Genomic DNA, 19,370 nt, shown 5'->3' with positions numbered 1-19,370 from the left:
TTGTGTTCGAGAAACTGAACCTGACGGGCGCTCGCAAAGAGACGAGCATCACTGACGAAAGCGCGCCAACGGGCGAAGACACAGTGACGGTAACGTTAAACGGTCCAGACAGCATCGTGGAAGGCGCAAGCAGCACCGATTACACGGTGACGTTAAGCGACAAAGTGCCAGCGGGCACGGTGATCACATTAGCGTACGAATACAAAACGGCGTCAGGCGACGACATCGTTGAGACGCTGCAAGCGACAGTCAATGCAGACGGCACGACCGCGACGTTCAACATCGTGACGGTGGACGACAAACTGGCGGAAGGCAGTGAAACGTTCGTTGTGAAAGTGACGGGCGTGAAAACGTCGGGCGGCGCGGATGTGTTCGAGAAACTGAACCTGACGGGCGCTCGCAAAGAGACGAGCATCACTGACAACGACGTAACTATCAAAGTCCATGATGCTGCGCCTGTCGATGAAGGAGATAAAGCATCCTTTAAAGTGACATTAAATGAAGCTTCGTCTGAAAAACAGTATGTTAAATTTGAAGCGACAACGAATGGTTACGATACCGAATTTGATGATATTGATACCAATAGCCTAACTTACGAATACAAAGATGCTAACGGTGTATTCCAAGTTGCTAACGTCGTTAACGGTTATGTAGAAATTCCGGCAGGAAGAACTGAGCTTCGTGTAACTGTTCAAACCGTGCAAGACGATAAATTTGAATGGACTGAACGTTTTGGACTACACATTGTAGATACAAAATCTCAGGTCGGCGGAACGTCAAGTATTGATGAAGCTAATTCTGATCTGAAAGGTCAGGGTACAATCAAGTTAGATCATACAGATAACCCTACGCTTACATTGACGAATGCTAATGCTGTTGATGAAGGAAGCACGGCCGTATTTGATGGGCAACTATCGAAGGTGTCTGAAGCGTCGATTGAGATGAAAGTCGAGTTTGAATTTTCTAATGGCGTTGGTAAAGCAAACCTTGAGGATTTAGCCGCAGACAGTAGTAAGCCGTTTTCTGGGGTTACAGTCACTTATGTTTCTGGCGGAGTGATTAAGACTATTCCGGTAAATGAAGTGGATGGTACATTCACGCTTCCTGCGAAAGTTACGGATTTCAAAGTTAATGTAGATACAATAAATGACAACCGTTTCGAAACATCTGAAGACTTTGGGATTAAGTTGAGTGAGATACCTTTCCAATCTTCAACAGATGCTAGTAAGGATGTAATCATTAATCACGGTCAGCACGGTGTTAGCGCGTCGGGTTCTATAAACGAAGACGCTGCTGATAAACCAACTGTAAATGTTGCCAATGCTCGTTCGGTAATTGAGGGTGGGACCTTAGAGTATAGCGTTTTACTTACTGGTTCTTCTGATGTAGACGTAACATACTCAATAAACCTCCCTAATAGTAGTGACGTTAAAAAATCAGACATTTCGTTTACTAATGGCGTCACATTGAGCGCCGATGGACAATCTATTGTCGTGCCTAAAGGCGTATATTACTTTAAAGTTATCGTTCCGACATTAGATGACGTTCTTGTAGAAAATACTGAAAATTATACGATTACTATTGGCAGAGACACTGGCACAGGTTTTATACTCGATAATGAAGTTGCACCTGTAATCAAAAACCAATCAGTTAGCGTTTCAGAAGAAGGCCTAAACGGTGGTATCACTGATACTATTGGGTTACCTACTGACTCTACGGATGGTCACTCTATACAAGGTAATCTTGTTATTACTGACGCTAATAACAACTTGTCTGACACTGTGTTTAGTGAAACAAGCTCAATCAACATTACAACATCGACCGGTCAGCCTTTGACATCAGAAGGGCATACTATTGATTGGGCGGTATCGCCTGATGGTCATGCACTTACTGGTACTGCTAACGGAAAAGTTGTTATTGAAGCAACATTGGATAGAAATGGTCACTACGACATACAATTGAAAGCTCCGGTAGATCACCCCAATACTAATGGCGAAGACAATCTAGTCATTCAGATCCCGGTCATTGCTAAAGACACTTCGGGGCTTAAGAGTTCAGGGGGGCAAATTACGGTTTCGATTGAAGATGATCAGCCTGTTGCAACAGCTATTGATGTGCCAGTTACCCCAGAAACAAAATCAGATACGAATATTCAGTTGGTAATCGACGTGTCTGGCTCTATGGGCTACGATTCTGGCGTTGCTGGTAAGACTCGTTTAGCTATTTTAAAAGAGTCTCTTGCTAAGATGCTCCAGCAATATGACACGCTTGGCGATGTAAAAGTCCAAATAGTGACATTTACCGGCAACGCTAAACTCATACATGACGGTAGTAAATCTTGGTTCTCTGTTAGTGAAGCTATTACAGAAATCAATAAGCTAAAACCTAAGAATAATACTGATTATGATGATGCTTTACGTAAAGCCCGTACTTCATGGGACCATGACGAAGATAGTAAGCTCCCTGATGCGAATAACGTCAGTTACTTTATTACTGATGGAATTCCAAACCAAGATGATAGGATAGATTATTGGGAAGCCAAAACTTGGACTGAACATTTAGATGATAATGGTATTACTTCTCAAGCTATAGGTATAACTGGAGGTTATCTTGACAAAGGCCAAATTGATTTGGTTTCTCACGATGGTCTGACGGGAACAGACTCTTCAGCGATAGTTATTGATTCGTCGAGCCAACTAACAGATATATTGACCCAGCCAATAATTCAAACCGTTAATGGTTCATTGGTAACTAATGGTGGCTTTGGCGCTGATGGTGGTTATGTTAGTCAGTTAGTTATTGATGGCGTAACTTTTAATTTTGATGGTTCAACTATCAGTTCTACAGGACAGAACTCTAAGATCAGCTTTACCAAAAATGAATCAACAAACGAGTTAAAAGTTACGGTCGATGGCAAGTACACTTTGAGTATCGATATGGATACGGGTTCGTACAAATTTGGTGGCAAACCACAAGCTAGACCTGAAACCGTAGACTTCGATTACACATTAAAAGATGGTGATGGTGATACAAGTAGCAGTCATATTTCATTTGATGTAATGGGTTCAAAAGGCAGCGTAGATGTGTCGTCTACAGGCAAGATGATCGATTCTGTTAAAGTTCTTCATGATAATTTGAGTTGGATAGGATCACCTGCAGTAACCAATGGACAAGCGGGTTACAACAAGATTGTAGACAATGTTGATATCAACAAAGGTGTTTCAATCAATGTTGGTGATGCTGGCGATGCTGTTTGGACTGGCCAGGGCGATGATGTGATTTATCTTGGTGATAGTCATGCTGTCTTGGACCAAAATACTGGGCAAGCGTCTAACCAAGATGCGATAAACACTTATATTAAAGATGTTTTCACTCAAGGTCGCGATTCGAACGTAATACTTAACCCTAACCAAGGTGAAGATAGTGAGATAGCTGCTACTAATAACAGTACAGCAAACTTGGATGTTGCTCATGGTGGCGGCGGTAGTGACTATATCTACGGAGAAGGTGGCTCAGACGTTATATTCGGCGGGTCAGGCGATGACGTCATTGATGGCGGTGAAGGTAACGATGGTCTTCGAGGCGGTACGGGTCACGATACACTTAAAGGCGGATCTGGCGATGATATTCTTATCGGTGGTATTGGTAACGATATTTTAACCGGCGGTAGTGATGATGATATCTTCAAGTTTGTCGACCAAGGTTCTGGTGTTCGTCATGGTGAGAAAGACACAATTACAGACTTTACTAAGGGTGATGATAAAATAGATATTTCCGATCTACTCCATACAGATTCTTCTGACAGTATTAATAGCCTACTTCAAAGCAGTAAGATTGGTATTTCTCTTGAAGGTGCAGATAATATGTCAACGGCAGATCTTAAGTTGACTGTGACAGATGGTGGAAAAACTCAGGAGATCATATTGCAAGATAGCGCTGAACAATTTGATAGTTATATCACTAACGGTTCAATTTCAGATGTGAGTGGACTATTAAACGATATATTGAAAATTTACGATAACTAAACAAAAAGGGCCGAAAGGCCCTTTTTTTATATCTTAATTTAGTAAAGTAATCGCGCTGAAGAAGACCTTACATTGAAGTTATAACACGCTTCGGTTACAACACTTTACAGGCAAAACCTTTCAGATAGAAACCTTCTGGGTAGGCGGTGTCTGTAAGGTGATCGGCTGCTTGCTCGAAGCGCTCGACAAATTTTACTGTTCTGCCAGCGTCTAGAGCAGCGTCAGCGATGATTTTTTGGAATAAATCAGTGCCCATCAAGCCAGAGCAAGAGTAGGTGAGTAGAGTGCCACCAGGATTTAGGATTTGCATTGCAAGCATGTTTACATCTTTGTAGCCGTTAGCACCTGATGTTAGGTTGTTTTTGCTTGAAACGAACTTTGGTGGGTCCATGATCACGACGTCAAACTTAGTGCCTTGATCTCGGTATTCACGAAGTAGTTTAAATACGTCTGCGTTTAGGAATACAGCACGCTTTTTCGAGATATCAAATTCATTGAGTTCAGCGTTGAACTTAGCTGTATCAAGAGCTAATTGAGACACATCTGCGTTGATTACACGTTTTGCGTCACCTTTCAGTGCGTAAAGACCAAAGCCGCCAGTGTATGAGAAACAGTTAAGCACATCTTTGCCTTTAACATACTTCATTGACTCTTTACGGCTATCACGTTGGTCCATGTAGAAGCCAGTTTTGTGGCCTTCCATGATGTTTACGCTGATTTTGACGCCGTTTTCTTCAATGACGATAGATTTTGGTGGCTCTTCACCGTGAAGTACACCAACAACTTGTTCTAGGCCTTCTTTTTTACGAACTGCTACGTCTGAACGCTCGTAAATATTACAGTCTGGGAAGCATTCAATTAAAGCTTCAACCAATACGCTCTTATTGAATTCAGCGCCCGCACTTAGTAGTTGGCAAACTAGGTAGTCTTGATATTTGTCGATAGTGATACCTGGCAGTCCATCAGACTCTGCAGCGGTAAGGCGGTAGCCAGTTAAACCATCACGCTCAATGATGTCTTCACGCAGTGATTGCGCGTCTTGAATTCGTTTTACGAAGAACGCTTTGTTAATTTCTTCTTTTTCAAATGTCCAAACACGAGCTCGAATTTGAGATTCTGGTGAGTAAGCCGCTTTTGCTAGCCATTGACCATTCTGAGCATATACGTCTACAGTTTCACCTGGTTGTGGTTCGCCTTCGACCTTATCGATACCGCGTGAAAATACCCAAGGGTGTTTACGGCGTAGTGATTTATCTCGGCCTTTAGCTAGATGAATTGAAGGAGTCATAATTTACTCTGTTTGTTGAATTTGAAGGAGGGGTATTGTCGGGGAAGTACAAGGGAAAAGCAAATAAGAAAGGGCTGCAAAAGCAGCCCTTGTATTGAACCATCATTAGATGGTGGTTAGATGTCAGTATTAAGCTTTAAGACCTGTCAGCAAACCTTCCATCGTATCGCTCTGCTTACGAAGTTGGTCAACGTTAGAGTTACTCTTACTGATCATCTCGCAGATGCCGTCTGATTGATGACGAATCTCTTCAACACTTTGTGCAATGTTATCCGCAACGACACCTTGCTCTTCTGCAGCAGTAGCAATTTGCGTACTACTATCAGAAATAGACTGGTTTTTCTCAGCTAAAGAACCGATCTCAACGTTCACTTCCGACATCAGTGTTTGGCCTTCATTGGCATTGTTTACTGTCACTTCCATCAGTTTTGTTAATGATTGACTGTTACGCTGTAACGACTCGATCATGCTCTGGATTTCAACTGTCGCTTGTTGAGTTCGTCCGGCAAGAGCGCGAACTTCATCAGCAACAACTGCAAAACCACGGCCTTGCTCTCCAGCTCGAGCAGCTTCAATCGCAGCGTTTAGCGCTAACAGGTTAGTTTGTTCAGAGATACCATTGATGGTTGCGACTACTTCATCGATCTGCGCTGCATTAGCATCGAGTTCTTCTACTGCTTGCGAAGCCGATTGAATCTCTTGGGATAAGCTAGAGATCGATTCCAAAGTATTAGAAACCTTAACTTGACCACTTTGTGCGACACCACGAGCGTCCATTGTTTGAGTGCTTGAATCATGGGCAAGGGTAGCGACTTCGCGAATCGTTGCTGCCATTTGTTCAGTTGCGCTGGCGAGGCTATTCAAGTGCTCTTGTTGATTACTTGAGATATCTGAGCTTTGTTGCGTTGATTGGTTCAAATCCGAGCTGATTTGCTGCATGAGAGCAACGGACTCTTGGATTGAGAGAACCATGTTTTGTTCACGCTCGGCTACCTTATCGATAGTAATAGCAATTTCACTGAACTCATCGCGAACTAAAAAGTAGTTCATGCGACAAGTTAAATCGCCACTCGCAAGTGTGCTGAGTGCTTTGTTCATCGAGAACATAGCACCACCAATGAAAGTCATGATGTAGTAAACCCCCAGAGCTATCAGCGTGAGAGTTACTGCAATAATCGATACCTGAGTAGTAGACAGAGCTGACCATAAGTTTTGGTCATGGCTTGCGACTAAACTGAAGGCGCCATTCATGACAGAAACAGATGCTGCGCCATATCCTAAAGAGATGGTGTCAGAATTGCTAACGAGTTGAGCGACCTGATCTTTGGTGAGTTGTCCAGCTTCAATCAGACCTTTCATCAGGAGCAATTCATCCTGATAAAGGTGAGCAAGTAAAGAGTCCGCAGCGCTATCTAAAACTAAAGTCAGTATAACCAGGGCGATAAGAGGTAATAAGAATAGTAGATAGAACTTTTCTTGGATTTTTAGGTGAATGAGATATTTGTCAATCCAACGAAACGGGATTTCTTTCATAATTGTAATACTCGAAGTAAGCCCACCAATAAATGGTGAATGAATAGAATCGCAACTATATCATCCATATAATTTATGAGGCAACGTTATGGATACTCTGCAGTATATTTTTGTCGTGTCAGGCGTAGTTCAGTGTGTTGGATTTCGTTATCACACCAGTAGGCAGGCGCAGGATTTGGGCATTTCCGGCTATGCAAAGAACCTAAATGATGGTCGAGTTGAAGTGTTAGCGGTCGGAGAGGTGCTGAAACTTGAGAAGTTACACGCTTGGCTTAATCTTGGACCACCGAGCGCAACAGTAGACAATGTCGTCATGCATCAAGTTAAAGATCATGAGCGGCAGGACGTACGTGTAGGGGAGTTTAAAATACTGTAGGACACTACAGTATTTAACTTTTTACGTTGAGATCAACCTAGCGCTATTTTAGTTCTACAAGCATTTTGCTGGTTTAGGTAAACCGGCGAGCTTGGTTGCTTGTTTGGCAGGGCCTTTTTTGAATAATTTGAAAAGGTACTTACTGTTGCCTTTTTCTGGACCGTGAGCTTTTTCCATTGCTTTCACGAGCATGCGAACCGCTGGTGAGGTGTTGAACTCTTCGTAAAAGCTTCTTACAAAATGTACGACTTCTAAGTGTGCATCAGTAAGTTCAATTTCCTCATCTTGAGCAAGAATTTCAATCATACCTTCTTCCCATTGAGTGTAATCCAACAGATAACCTTGAGCGTCGGTTTCGATTTGCTTGCCGTTATATTCAAACATGTTTAATCCAGAGTCCAATTAACTATCCGGATAGAGTACATGACCAAGTTTATCTTTCTCAACAGAAATTGTAGCTATCTCAAAAAATATTGCACTTATGGATAAAAAAAGCCCAAGAGATAGGCTCTTGGGCTAGATATGATTCAGTGATGGAAGCGATTAGTCGTCGTTACCCATAATGCCTAAGATGCTTAGTAGGCTGATGAAGATGTTGTAGATAGAAACATACAAGCTAATCGTTGCAGAGATGTAGTTCGTTTCACCACCACGAATGATGCTTTGCGTTGTTAGCAAGATTACACCAGTCGAGAATAGGATAAACATACCGCTCATTGCCAGTGATAGTAGTGGCATTTGTAGGAAGATGTTTGCAACCATGCCGACTAGCAGAACAACGAAACCAGCCATTAGCATACCGTTAAGGAATGAAAGGTCACGTTTAGTTGTTAGGGCGTAAGCAGATGCAGCCATAAATGCCAGTGCAGTACCGCCAAGTGCAGTTAGGATGACATCACCCATGCCTGCGCCAACGTACATGTTTAAGATTGGACCGATGGTGTAGCCTAAGAAACCTGTAAATAGGAATGTGAAGACTAGACCCATGCTGTTGTCACGGTTCTTTTCTGTTAGGAATAGAAGGCCGTAGAAACCAACTAGCATAATGATAAGACCAGGGCGAGGAAGGTTCATCGCCATAGATACGCCTGCTACTACAGCAGACCAAAGTAGTGTCATAGACAGTAGTGCGTAGGTGTTACGCAACACTTTATTGGTTTGCAGAGCACTTTCTTGAGATGCTGTGCGTGAAAACATAGGGCTGTTCATAATCTTCCTCGTAAGGTGACTTCAATAGTTATTAGTACATTTATGGGGCTGAAAGTTCGAAAAATCAAGTCTTTCATTCCTCTTGTATACCTAAAATAATAATCAAAATAGTCGGTTAAGTGTTTCTGAAGGTGTAACAAAGTATTTCTAATGACGATAAAGTGTCGCTAACACTCGATGTTCAAACTTTTATAGTTACTGGCTAATGATTTATAACCTTTGGAAAACGAACGATAACATCGAAAAATAAAAAGAACATCGAAAAATAAAGAGGCGACCTAAGCCGCCTCTGTAGTTTATGCATCATAACATATTAATGGTGCAAGATTTGGCTCAAGAAGTTCTGCGTCCTATCCGATTGTGGGTTTTCAAAGAAGTCGACAGGGTTGTTCTCTTCTATGATTTCACCGGCATCCATAAAGATAACGCGATCTGCGACCTCTTTAGCAAAGCCCATCTCGTGCGTTACACACAACATTGTCATCCCTTCTTCGGCCAATTCGACCATTACGTCTAATACTTCACGAACCATTTCTGGGTCTAGTGCCGATGTTGGTTCATCAAATAGCATAACCTGAGGGTTCATACACAAAGAACGAGCGATTGCCACACGTTGCTGTTGTCCACCTGACAGTTGGCCTGGGAATTTATCCGCTTGTTCAGGGATTTTTACACGCTCAAGGAATTTCATCGCGATGGCTTCGGCTTCCTCTTTAGGCATCTTTTTGACCCAAATAGGGGCTAGAGTACAGTTCTCTAATACCGTCAGATGTGGAAACAAGTTGAAGTGTTGAAAACACATACCAACATCTCGGCGCACGGCTTCAATGTTTTTTAGGTCTTCCGTCAATTCATTACCTGAAACGAAGATATGACCCTTTTGGTGTTCTTCCAACCGGTTGATACAACGGATCATCGTTGATTTTCCTGAGCCAGAAGGGCCACAGATAACAATTTTTTCGCCTTTCTTAACCTCTAGATTGATGTTTTTAAGTACGTGGAATTCGCCGTACCATTTGTTCATGTCTTTTAACTCGATCATAAGACCTTGAGAGTTGTTTTCTGTTTGCTGCGTCATAATACGTCCTTGATCTTGTTAATTATCGTTTGTGACCGGTGTGAAGTCTGTTTTCCAGCCAAATCGAGTATCTCGACATGCCAAAACAAAACACCCAGAACACTAACGCGACAAATACATAACTTTCTGTTGAATACCCAAGCCACTCAGGGTCGGTATTCGCGGCTTGGCCAATCCCTAGTACATCAAACATACCGATAATCAAAACTAGACTGGTATCTTTGAACAAACCAATAAAGGTATTCACAATTGAAGGAATCGTGATTTTAAGAGCTTGAGGCAGAATGATAAGCCCCGTTTTTTTCCAATAGCTCAACCCTAGAGCGTCAGCGGCTTCGTATTGACCTTTTGGTATTGCTTGCAAACCACCACGGATTACTTCCGCCATATAAGCAGCACTAAACAGTACTACCCCAACAAGCGCACGTATCAGTTTATCGGTCTCCATCCCCTCTGATAAAAAGAGCGGAAGCATTACCGAGGCCATGAATAGAACCGTAATCAGTGGTACACCACGCCAGATTTCGATGTAAACGGTACACATACTGCGGATGATTGGCATCTCTGAACGACGCCCTAGCGCCAGTGCGACACCGATAGGCAGTGATACAACGATACCAACAAGTGCGATGATTAGTGTAACCAGTAGGCCGCCCCATTTATGGGTATCAACAACCTCTATACCAAATACACCACCGTATAGTAAGCCTGCAATGATAAACGGGTAGATGTTTACGAAGAATAACCAAATCCACGTACGCTTAGGTGTTTTTTCGTAAGCTAACAAAGCAACAAAAATAGCTAATGTTGCGTAGAAAAAGCGAGGACGCCACAGTTCCGCTTCTGGGTAGAAGCCGTACATGAATTGGTCCCAACGGACGCTAATGAAAACCCAACAAGCGCCTTCGCTAGTACAGGCATCGCGTGTTGTTCCTATCCAGTCAGCGCTCAAGAATGCCCAATCAGCTATTGCCCATAATAAAGTGAAAGCAAAGTAAGCAAGCACCACAGTGACGACACTGTTAATTGGTCCATTAAATAGATTTTTTCTTAACCAACCGACAGGTCCAACAGTATTCGCTGGAGGCGGAAGATCAGGTTGAAATTGATGTGTACTCATCTTATCTCTCCACCAACGCTACTTTGCGGTTGTATATGTTCATTAGAGCAGATGTTAATAGGCTTAGGGTTAAGTAGACGCCCATTGTCATCGCGATTACTTCGATAGCTTGTCCAGTTTGGTTCAATGTTGTCCCTGCAAAGACAGATACAAGATCGGGATAACCAATGGCCATCGCAAGTGATGAGTTTTTGGTCAGGTTTAAATACTGACTAGTTAGTGGTGGGATAATAATTCTTAATGCTTGCGGAATAATGACTAGCTTAAGAGTTCTTGTTCGCGGGAGCCCTAGAGACATAGCAGCCTCTGTTTGCCCATGGTTTACCGCATTAATACCTGAACGCACAATTTCGGCGATGAATGCTGCTGTGTAGATACTTAAAGCGAGCATCAATGCTGCCAATTCAGGAATGATGCTGATACCACCTTTGAAGTTAAACCCTTTCAGAACAGGGTACTCCGCAGAGATAGGCATACCCATAACAAAGTAAGTGACTAATGGTAAGCCCACAATCAGCGCCGCAGCAATTCGCAACATTGGTGTTTGTTGGCCGGTTAGTTTTTGTTTGTTATTAGCCCAGATGTTGATAACAAAAGTAGCGATGATACCGACAATCAATGATGCGATGACAATGCTACTGCCTTGTTCTAATACTGGAGCTGGGAAGTACAAACCACGTACATTCAAGAAAATAGCTTCACCCAGGCTCATACTCTGACGAGCGGAAGGCAATGCTTGTAGAACGGCGAAATACCAAAAAAATATTTGTAGAAGAAGAGGGATATTTCGGAATATCTCAATGTAGACAGCTGCAAATCGGCTAACTAGCCAGTTTGAAGATAGCCTAGCGATACCCATACTAAAGCCCAGTACTGTGGCTAACATGATGCCTAATACTGAAACTAAAGCGGTATTGAGAAGACCGATAAAGAATGTACGACCGTATGAGAATGTTTCGTCGTATTCAATCAGTGTTAAGCCGATACCAAAACCAGCTTCTTGGGAGAGAAAATCAAAACCAGTGGCGATACCACGGGAGTCTAAGTTTGTGAGTGCATTATTTACAATCGTGTAAAAGAAAGCACAAAGCGCCGCGACGGCGAGAATTTGGAAAACAATTGAGCGAAAAGTGGGGTTGTAAAAAAGGTTGGCACTTTTGGGCTGTGGTTTTTCTTGAGTTGGAGAAATAGTTTCATTAGGTTTCATACTGCTATAACCTCAAATCCATTTAATAAATAGGGCGGAAAAGTCCGCCCTAATTGATGCTTGTAAATTTATTAACGGATTGGTGGAGCGTACATAAAGCCGCCCGCATTCCATAGTGCGTTTACGCCACGAGAGATCTGTAGTGGTGAACCTGTACCCACAGTACGTTCGAAGCTCTCACCGTAGTTACCAACTTGTTTAATGACTTGGTAACCCCAATCGTCACGAATGCCAAGGCCTTTACCTTTAGGACCGTCAACACCAAGAATACGCTTGATGTTTGGATCTTTTGACTTAAGCATTTCGTCAGCATTCTTAGAAGAGATGCCGTACTCTTCTGCGTTAATCATTGCAGAAAGGGTCCATTTAGCAACGTTGAACCACTTGTCATCATCTTGACGAACAACAGGGCCTAGTGGCTCTTTAGAGATGATTTCAGGAAGTACCTGTGCAGATTTAGGATCAGCTAGATTTAGGCGAAGTGCATATAGACCAGATTGGTCAGTTGTAAGAACATCACAACGACCCGCATCGAAACCTTTTGATGTTTGTGCTGCCGTATCAAATACCACTGGCTTGTAAGACATGCCACTGTTACGGAAGTAATCGGCTAGGTTAAGTTCAGTCGTTGTACCTGATTGAACACACACTGAAGCGCCATCTAGTTCTTGAGCACTTGTTAGTCCAAGTTCTTTCTTAACCATGAAGCCTTGACCATCGTAGTAGTTAACGCCTACGAAGTTCAAACCTAGAGCAGTGTCACGATGTAGCGTCCATGTTGTGTTACGAGATAGTACGTCTATTTCACCAGATTGAAGCGCGGTAAAACGCTCTTTTGCTGTTAGCGGTACATACTTAACTTTAGTCTTGTCACCGAGTACAGCCGCTGCAAGAGCTTGACAATACTCAACATCAATTCCTTCCCATTCACCTTTTGAGTTAGGGTTAGAGAACCCTGGAAGACCTGTACTTACACCACAAGTAAGAAAACCTTGAGATGTGACTTTGTCCAGAGTGCTTTCTGCCGCTGATGCTGATGTTGCCATCATCGCAGTTGATGCAGCTACTACTGAAGCAAGAAGTGTTAGTTTATTTGTCATTTGTATCCTTCCTTGTTAACCAGGTGACACCTGATACTCATACTCATACTCATACTCGTTTGAGTGTCTCTTGTGTGTTGCGTTGTCTATGACCTTGTTGCTCAAATTAAGCGAGTTGCATTTTGCAAATGAAACCGTGTGCGATTTAAACAACTGTTTATAAGGTTAGGAAAGGATCCGTAGTTTCACAAATGTATAATTTAAAAAGAATTTTGAATGAAATCACAAATCCGAACACAATTAGAATGACCAAATGTTAACTGAATGTAAATAGTGCAACGGTTCACACTGTTGGTGCAACGAGATTTAGGTTTTTATATTGATGGTGGGCTAGGTAAATATTCTGAATTAAAGTCGTATTGGTGGCGCATTAGCCTTAAGAAAGGTGGAAATTTGGTCAATAAATATTTTTATTACGCTTGGATAGTTATGAATATGCTCCAAATTTGGTAGCATGTCTGAATAGTTATTGAAGTAGTCTCAAGGAAGAACATGCGTTATTTCCCAATGTTTTTGGATGTAGAGAATAAGCCAATTCTAGTGGTTGGTGGGGGCGAGGTTGCTTGCCGAAAAGTCGACAGTTTGCTGCGAGCGGGTGCTAATGTAACTTTGGTTTCTCCTAAGGTCGCACCTTACTTAAAAGAGCTAGCCGATGAAGACAAACTTCGTTGGGTTCAAAATTTTTACTCGTCACAGCTTATCTCGAAAAACTACTTACAAGTGTGGGCAACTACAGATAACCCAAACCTAAATCATCAAGTACATAATGATGCAAAAAAAATGGGTATTCTTGTCAATGTGGTCGATGACTTACCCTATTGTGACTTCATCACACCCTCAATGATAAATCGCGGACGAATCCAAATAGCGATCTCAAGTGGGGGAGCATCACCTGTTTTGGTGAGAAATATTAGAGAAAAACTCGAAACTGTATTGCCACAGAACATAGGTTTGATAGCGGACTTCGGTGCATCAAAACGCAATTCAATTAAAGAGTCCTTTCCTACTGTTGATGAACGCCGAAAATTCTGGGAGCGCTTTTTGTCGTCCAGTTTTATTAATCAAGTGACGGATAGGGATCAACTTGAATCGTACTATCAACAGTCGTTGACTGAGCAAGTTGATAGTGAAGGGCAGGTCACTTGGATCGAATTTGAAGAAGATGTTGAGCTACTTTCTATGAAGGCTTTACGTCTGATGCAAGAGGCAGAGCTAGTACTTTCACCAATCGATTGTCCATTCGAATTTATAGACTTATGCCGTCGAGATGCAGAAAGAGAGAGCTATGTTAATAGCGGAGAGCTATCAACCAAGCTTGAGCAAGCCAGAGCTGAGAAATTACGAGTGTGTGTGTTTATTCCACCAGCAAGCGTAGAGTTTAATCTATTGGTAGGTAAAGACCTGAAACTGTCTGCTGCAAAAGTGCTCAGGTGAGTGGTAGTTGATAGATTTTAGTTGAAGTGAGCGCTTTTTAGTTGTTTGCAAATCGGCTAGAGACCCTGAATAAGACTGACCGATAAATAAAAAGCCACTTCCTAAAAGAAGTGGCTTTTTGTGATTTTAAACACGACATTGTGCTGATGAATGAGCAACCACAATAAGCAGTCGCTCAAACTCGAAAATTAGTCGCGGAAGTTGTCAAACTGGAAAGGTTGACCAAGTTCACCGCTGCGAACTAGAGCCATAACAGCTTGTAGGTCATCACGCTTTTTACCCGTTACACGAACTTTGTCGCCTTGGATAGAAGCTTGAACTTTAACTTTGTTGTCTTTGATTAGCTTAACGATCTTCTTAGCAACATCCGTTTCGATACCTTGCTTAAAGATAACCGTTTGGTGCCAAGTGCGACCTGTTTGGTCTGCTGCTTTCGCTTCCATCGCGTTAGGATCAACATTACGTTTTGTTAGGTTGCTACGAAGGATATCGCGCATTTGCTTCAGTTGAAAATCGTCTTGAGCAGTCAATTTTACTGATTCATCTTTGTAATCAAAGCTTGCTTCAACGCCGCGAAAATCGAAACGAGTCGATAGTTCACGGTTTGCGTTGTCTACCGCGTTACGCAGTTCTACTGCTTCTACTTCAGAGATAATGTCAAATGATGGCATTGTGTTGTTTCCTTAAGCTAAGTTTCTATCTTTAATTGCTGTTGCAAGCATATCGAGCATTGTCGCAGTATCTTCCCAGCTTAGGCATGGGTCAGTAATAGACTTGCCGTATTCTAGGTTGTTGATATCTGTCATTGGTTGGTTACCTTCAACAATGAAGCTTTCCGCCATGATGCCTGCAATTTGATTCTTGTTAGATTTGATTTGTTCACAAATGTCTTGCGCTACTTCTAGCTGCTTACGGTGCTGTTTTTGACAGTTAGCGTGGCTAAAGTCTACAACTAAACGTTGAGGCAGATCGAATTCAGCCAACTGCTTACATGCGTTATCCACAGATTCAGCATCGAAGTTAGGACCTTTATCGCCACCACGTAGAATTACGTGACCGTATGGGTTACCAGAAGTACGGTAAACCGTCATGCGGCCGTTCTTATCTGGAGAGTAGAAGTAGTGTGAAGCATGCGCAGCGCGAATCGCATCAATGGCAATTTTGATGTTGCCGTTAGTTGCATTTTTGAAGCCAACTGGGCAAGACAGTGCAGAAGCCATTTCACGGTGAATCTGAGATTCAGTCGTGCGAGCACCAATTGCGCCCCAAGTGATAAGGTCTGCAATGTACTGGCCGGTGATCATATCAAGGAATTCAGTCGCGGTAGCTAGGCCAAGCTTGTTGATATCTAGCAATAGCTTACGTGCTTTATTCAAGCCTGTTTCAAGTGCGTATGAACCATCGAGGTTCGGATCGGTAATCAAACCCTTCCAACCTACAACAGTACGAGGCTTCTCGAAGTAGGTTCTCATTACAACGAACAGTTCGTCTTTGTATTGATCTTGAATCTGGCTTAGACGTTCAGCGTAATCAAGTGCCGCATCTGTATCGTGAACAGAGCAAGGACCAACGATAACTAATAGGCGATTATCACGACCCGTTAGGATATCTTCGATTTGGCGGCGAGAATTCTTAATGCGCTCAGCAACGTCGTCAGTAATAGGGTGTGCATTGCCTAGTTCGGCAGGAGTTGGCATAGGACCCAGAGCTTGGGTTCTCAACTCATCAGTTTTTAATGGCATGTGATAGCTTTTTTATTCTATTGCGAAGTGGTTAAGATAACGGAATTGAACAGAGGAATAAACTCTCTTAAGTCAAAGTTATCTCTGTTATTGCTAATATTCTCATTTTTATCAGCAGGCCAACGTCAAATGGGGGATTTTCACTTGTATTAACAGGCAGCTATCGGTATTTTCGTTTGAACACAACATAAAAATGCTGGAGCAGCAATGACTCAAGAAAATCAAAGCACTTTGCACCCAGAACTTGTCTTAGGTGATGTGCTGCCTTCTTACAACGATAATAATAATTCCAACCATTTATACGTTTCATTATCTGAATTGGTCATGGATCGTGTCTTCTATCATCCAAGTATTGAAAGTCATTTAGAAACACTGACTGATATCGAAAAAACCTCTTTAGATGCGATCCTTGGCGATAAAACAGTCGATGAGCATTTTGTTTCGACCTTGGTTATTGCCATTCAAGCAGCCGTTCAGCCAAACCACGCCACTGTTCGTATTGCGTTAAGTAGTGCTGATAGCTATGGCTTCCGTTCGCTACTTGGTGGTAGCTGTGAAGCCGAAGAGATAAACCCGGCACTAGGTGTTCGTGGGGTTGCGCGTTATGCGACAGCCGAGTACAGCAAGGCTTTCGCTTTAGAGTGCCAGGTTATTAAAGCGCTGCGAGAGCAGGGTATTAACGTTGAAGTGGTTGTACCGTATGTACGAGCATTAAGCGATGCTGCTAAGATTATTGATTTGCTTGCAGAGCAAGGCTTACCACGCGGGCTTAATGGTTTGAAAGTTCTGTTCTCGTGCGATGTGCCGTCTGCAGTGCTACTAAGCGAAAGATTACTGCATTATTTTGATGGTGTTGTGGTAAACGTTGATAGCTTAGCGTCTTTCACTTTAGGTGTAGACAAGCACAATGAAGCTCAGCAACACGCTTTTGATCCTCAAAACGAGGCAGTTATTACCTTGTTGAGTATGATTGTTAAAGCAACACTGAACGCGAAGAAGCCCGTCCTGCTTGTGACTCAAGGCCTGGTGGACTACCCGCGCTTACAAGGGTTCATTGCGGATCTCGAAGGTGTAGAAACAGTTATCACTGCATAAACCAGCTTATTGTCTAGATAAATCAACTTGCTGTATGAGTTTATCTAAGTCACTAAAGCTTAGAGAAAAAGGGAGATATCATTATGCGATGATATCTCTTTTTTGTAACATTTTTTTGACATGCACATCGCTAATCGATTAACTGGTCTGATGACTTATTTGACTAGGTAATCCGAATGCTGACCCCTCTACAAAAAGCAAATTTCTACTTGAGCATGTTTGGCTTTTTCAAAGTACCTCTGATCTGGCTATGTCGACCAAAACTGCTCGCGCTGGATAATCAACATGTTGAAGTGAAAATTCCTCTCAAAAGGCGAACTAAGAACCACCTCAATAGCATGTATTTTGGTGTGTTAGCTGTGGGAGCTGACGTAGCAGGTGGTTTCCTTGCTATGAGTAAATCTCAGCAGCAGGGCGAAAAGATTTCTTTGGCATTTAAAGAGGTGACAGGTAATTTCTTGAAGCGTCCAGAAGGTGACGTACACTTCACTTGTAACGATGGTGAGCTGATCAACACTATGTTGGCAGAAACCATGTCTACTGGCGAGCGTGTGAATCAACCAGTGACCATCATAGCGACCTGCCCGTCTTTGCATGGCGACGAACCAATGGCGGAATTCACGCTAACACTTTCGATTAAGAAAGTCCCAGCTAGATAATAGCTCCGAAGTATAAGGTTGGGCTGAATCTGAAGATCATAGTTCGACAGAAGTCGTTGAACAAGTGGAAGAGCGGTATGTGAATTGAATACCCACATACCGTACCGCATGTCCTAACAATGTTATGATTCTTGAGTGATTTGCTCGATATCAACGATTTTTGAACGGTTCATGACTATTTTCCAGCGGTAATAGGTAGGCTCATCATCGTGATTGTTCTCTTTGATGATCAGGTTGAGCAGGTGGCGTTTTTCTACTGATTCTCGGCTTACTTGCCCTTCATTCATGCGATATACGTTATTCGAACCCTTGTCCATTAAGCGTGTCAGTGCTCTGAGGCTGATCGATACCGTTTCACGAGTCTCTTCGTAACCACTCATGAATGTCGATGTCGACATTTCTGTATGCGAACGATAGTGCAAAATTTGCTCTTCACGTTGAACAACACGCTTCTTGCGTATTGATTGAATACGGTCTGCTAACTTAGAAAAATTCGCGTAGTCCAACCATTCAAGCTTATGGCCGACAGATTTATTGGTTGTTGGATCAAAGTAGCGACGCTTCCACTTGGGTTTGCCTTTACGCAGCCAACGCCACAGTATGTCTCTTAAATCATCTTTGAAGATTTCACGCAAAGCGTAAATGAATGACATCGATACGATGAAAGATGCAGTAATCTCTCCTAGAAAGTCGCGAGCTAATATAACGGTTGTGGTTACTACCACCATGACCAAGCCTGTGGCGATGCCTTTAACAGCTCTCTTCACGTTCTTACCCATTGATGTCGTCTTTTCTTTGAGGACGATAGGGTGTTCGATCAAACGTCGCAACAGTCGCATCTTGTTGCTCAAACGTGTTACGTCTTCTCGTACCTTCGCTGAGTTATAGCGATTAAGTTTTCGATGGGCGGTCTCTTTTTCACAAAGCGTCAAGAGTCGCTCTTTTATCGTCGAGTATTCACTGCCACGTGGCATATGTGATACCAAAGATAAGAACTTTTGCTCCGTGTACCAAGAAAGGTAATTATCAATATTGGCATAATAGCGCTTTAGGTTTTCTTCATAAGGAATACTACGACGAAGCTTCTTGAGGATATCCAAAGCCAGTTCGATGACTTCATCGACGTCATCAGCCGTTACGTCGTCACTATCTGTCTTGTTCAAGCTGCTCACGGCTTTATCTAAAGCAATCACGTATTGATAGGCGAACAAACTCAAACTCACACGATACTGTGTCGTCGATAAGCGTCCGCGTTTTGCCAAGCGGCTGTGTACCAATGGTAATAGTGTCTTATCACTGTAGTAAGCGCGCTTTTGAGTAATTGAACTGTAGAAGAAGGCACTTTCAGAAAGTACTTCCGGAGTCAGTCCGAGTTCACCGGGAATGAATAGATAAACGTCCATATCGAGCTTTTTGGTCTTCGCCATCGCATGGTTAATTTTAAGTGTTATCGCATCTTGTTTATCAACGGTGATCAACGATGTCTCCTAGAATATAAAAATAT

At 42.6% G+C, this 19,370-nt stretch carries 16 protein-coding genes; 5 read left to right on the top strand and 11 right to left on the bottom strand.

The features are described 5' to 3' along the window. Positions 1 to 4,025: VWA domain-containing protein (locus ACED60_RS15265; protein WP_371727904.1), on the top strand; the 4,025-nt coding region annotated here is incomplete at its 5' end. Positions 4,026 to 4,119: 94 nt separating this feature from the next. Here ACED60_RS15265 and ACED60_RS15260 read toward each other — a convergent pair. Next, on the bottom strand, positions 4,120 to 5,313 hold the full coding sequence (locus tag ACED60_RS15260; protein ID WP_371727903.1) for a class I SAM-dependent methyltransferase: 1,194 nt from the start codon (positions 5,311 to 5,313) through the stop codon (positions 4,120 to 4,122). Between the two features lie 129 nt (positions 5,314 to 5,442). Next, entirely contained in the window at positions 5,443 to 6,846 is a 1,404-nt protein-coding gene (locus ACED60_RS15255) for a methyl-accepting chemotaxis protein (RefSeq protein ID WP_009846635.1), read from the bottom strand. 88 nt (positions 6,847 to 6,934) lie between these two features. Here ACED60_RS15255 and yccX point away from each other — a divergent pair, with 88 nt between their 5' ends. After that, positions 6,935 to 7,222 carry an acylphosphatase gene (gene yccX, locus ACED60_RS15250; protein WP_009846636.1) on the top strand — a complete coding sequence of 96 codons (288 nt, stop codon included), beginning with the start codon at positions 6,935 to 6,937 and terminating at the stop codon, positions 7,220 to 7,222. A 54-nt stretch (positions 7,223 to 7,276) separates the two neighbouring features. Here yccX and ACED60_RS15245 read toward each other — a convergent pair whose 3' ends face one another. From ACED60_RS15245 to ACED60_RS15220, 6 genes are all read right to left on the bottom strand, one after another. Beyond that, positions 7,277 to 7,606, bottom strand: a complete 330-nt coding sequence (locus ACED60_RS15245; RefSeq protein ID WP_029225525.1) for a TusE/DsrC/DsvC family sulfur relay protein — start codon at positions 7,604 to 7,606, stop codon at positions 7,277 to 7,279. A gap of 159 nt (positions 7,607 to 7,765) precedes the next feature. Next, positions 7,766 to 8,431 (bottom strand): Bax inhibitor-1/YccA family protein, encoded by a 666-nt coding sequence (locus tag ACED60_RS15240; RefSeq protein ID WP_012603870.1) that lies wholly within the window; start codon positions 8,429 to 8,431, stop codon positions 7,766 to 7,768. Positions 8,432 to 8,744: 313 nt separating this feature from the next. Next, positions 8,745 to 9,509 (bottom strand): amino acid ABC transporter ATP-binding protein, encoded by a 765-nt coding sequence (locus tag ACED60_RS15235; RefSeq protein ID WP_009846639.1) that lies wholly within the window; start codon positions 9,507 to 9,509, stop codon positions 8,745 to 8,747. A gap of 22 nt (positions 9,510 to 9,531) precedes the next feature. Beyond that, positions 9,532 to 10,629, bottom strand: a complete 1,098-nt coding sequence (locus ACED60_RS15230) for an amino acid ABC transporter permease (RefSeq protein WP_371727901.1) — start codon at positions 10,627 to 10,629, stop codon at positions 9,532 to 9,534. A gap of 1 nt (position 10,630) precedes the next feature. After that, positions 10,631 to 11,836 (bottom strand): amino acid ABC transporter permease, encoded by a 1,206-nt coding sequence (locus ACED60_RS15225; protein WP_009846641.1) that lies wholly within the window; start codon positions 11,834 to 11,836, stop codon positions 10,631 to 10,633. Between the two features lie 71 nt (positions 11,837 to 11,907). Next, positions 11,908 to 12,936: an amino acid ABC transporter substrate-binding protein gene (locus ACED60_RS15220; protein ID WP_004733634.1), complete on the bottom strand. Its 1,029-nt coding sequence runs from the start codon at positions 12,934 to 12,936 to the stop codon at positions 11,908 to 11,910. Between the two features lie 492 nt (positions 12,937 to 13,428). Here ACED60_RS15220 and ACED60_RS15215 point away from each other — a divergent pair, with 492 nt between their 5' ends. Beyond that, a complete protein-coding gene (locus ACED60_RS15215; protein ID WP_009846642.1) occupies positions 13,429 to 14,370 on the top strand; it encodes a bifunctional precorrin-2 dehydrogenase/sirohydrochlorin ferrochelatase in 942 nt (313 codons plus the stop codon). A 188-nt stretch (positions 14,371 to 14,558) separates the two neighbouring features. On the opposite strand, the gene ACED60_RS15210 is transcribed toward ACED60_RS15215, so the two are convergent. Next, positions 14,559 to 15,041 (bottom strand): YajQ family cyclic di-GMP-binding protein, encoded by a 483-nt coding sequence (locus ACED60_RS15210; RefSeq protein WP_004733632.1) that lies wholly within the window; start codon positions 15,039 to 15,041, stop codon positions 14,559 to 14,561. Between the two features lie 12 nt (positions 15,042 to 15,053). Next, positions 15,054 to 16,112 carry a 3-deoxy-7-phosphoheptulonate synthase gene (locus ACED60_RS15205; protein WP_009846643.1) on the bottom strand — a complete coding sequence of 353 codons (1,059 nt, stop codon included), beginning with the start codon at positions 16,110 to 16,112 and terminating at the stop codon, positions 15,054 to 15,056. A gap of 207 nt (positions 16,113 to 16,319) precedes the next feature. Between ACED60_RS15205 and ACED60_RS15200 the strand changes: the two genes are divergently transcribed. After that, positions 16,320 to 17,207 (top strand): putative PEP-binding protein, encoded by an 888-nt coding sequence (locus tag ACED60_RS15200; RefSeq protein WP_122047524.1) that lies wholly within the window; start codon positions 16,320 to 16,322, stop codon positions 17,205 to 17,207. A gap of 176 nt (positions 17,208 to 17,383) precedes the next feature. Continuing rightward, positions 17,384 to 17,866 (top strand): PaaI family thioesterase, encoded by a 483-nt coding sequence (locus ACED60_RS15195; protein ID WP_009846645.1) that lies wholly within the window; start codon positions 17,384 to 17,386, stop codon positions 17,864 to 17,866. A 122-nt stretch (positions 17,867 to 17,988) separates the two neighbouring features. Here ACED60_RS15195 and ACED60_RS15190 read toward each other — a convergent pair whose 3' ends face one another. Next, positions 17,989 to 19,344: a hypothetical protein gene (locus tag ACED60_RS15190; RefSeq protein ID WP_012603874.1), complete on the bottom strand. Its 1,356-nt coding sequence runs from the start codon at positions 19,342 to 19,344 to the stop codon at positions 17,989 to 17,991. Between the last annotated feature and the right edge of the window lie 26 nt (positions 19,345 to 19,370).

Origin of the sequence: Vibrio sp. 1F279 (assembly GCF_041439815.1) — a bacterium.
Classification (GTDB): domain Bacteria; phylum Pseudomonadota; class Gammaproteobacteria; order Enterobacterales; family Vibrionaceae; genus Vibrio; species Vibrio tasmaniensis_A.
The sequence above is the reverse complement of the archived record's forward strand: the minus strand, read 5'-3'. Positions and strand labels throughout refer to the sequence as shown.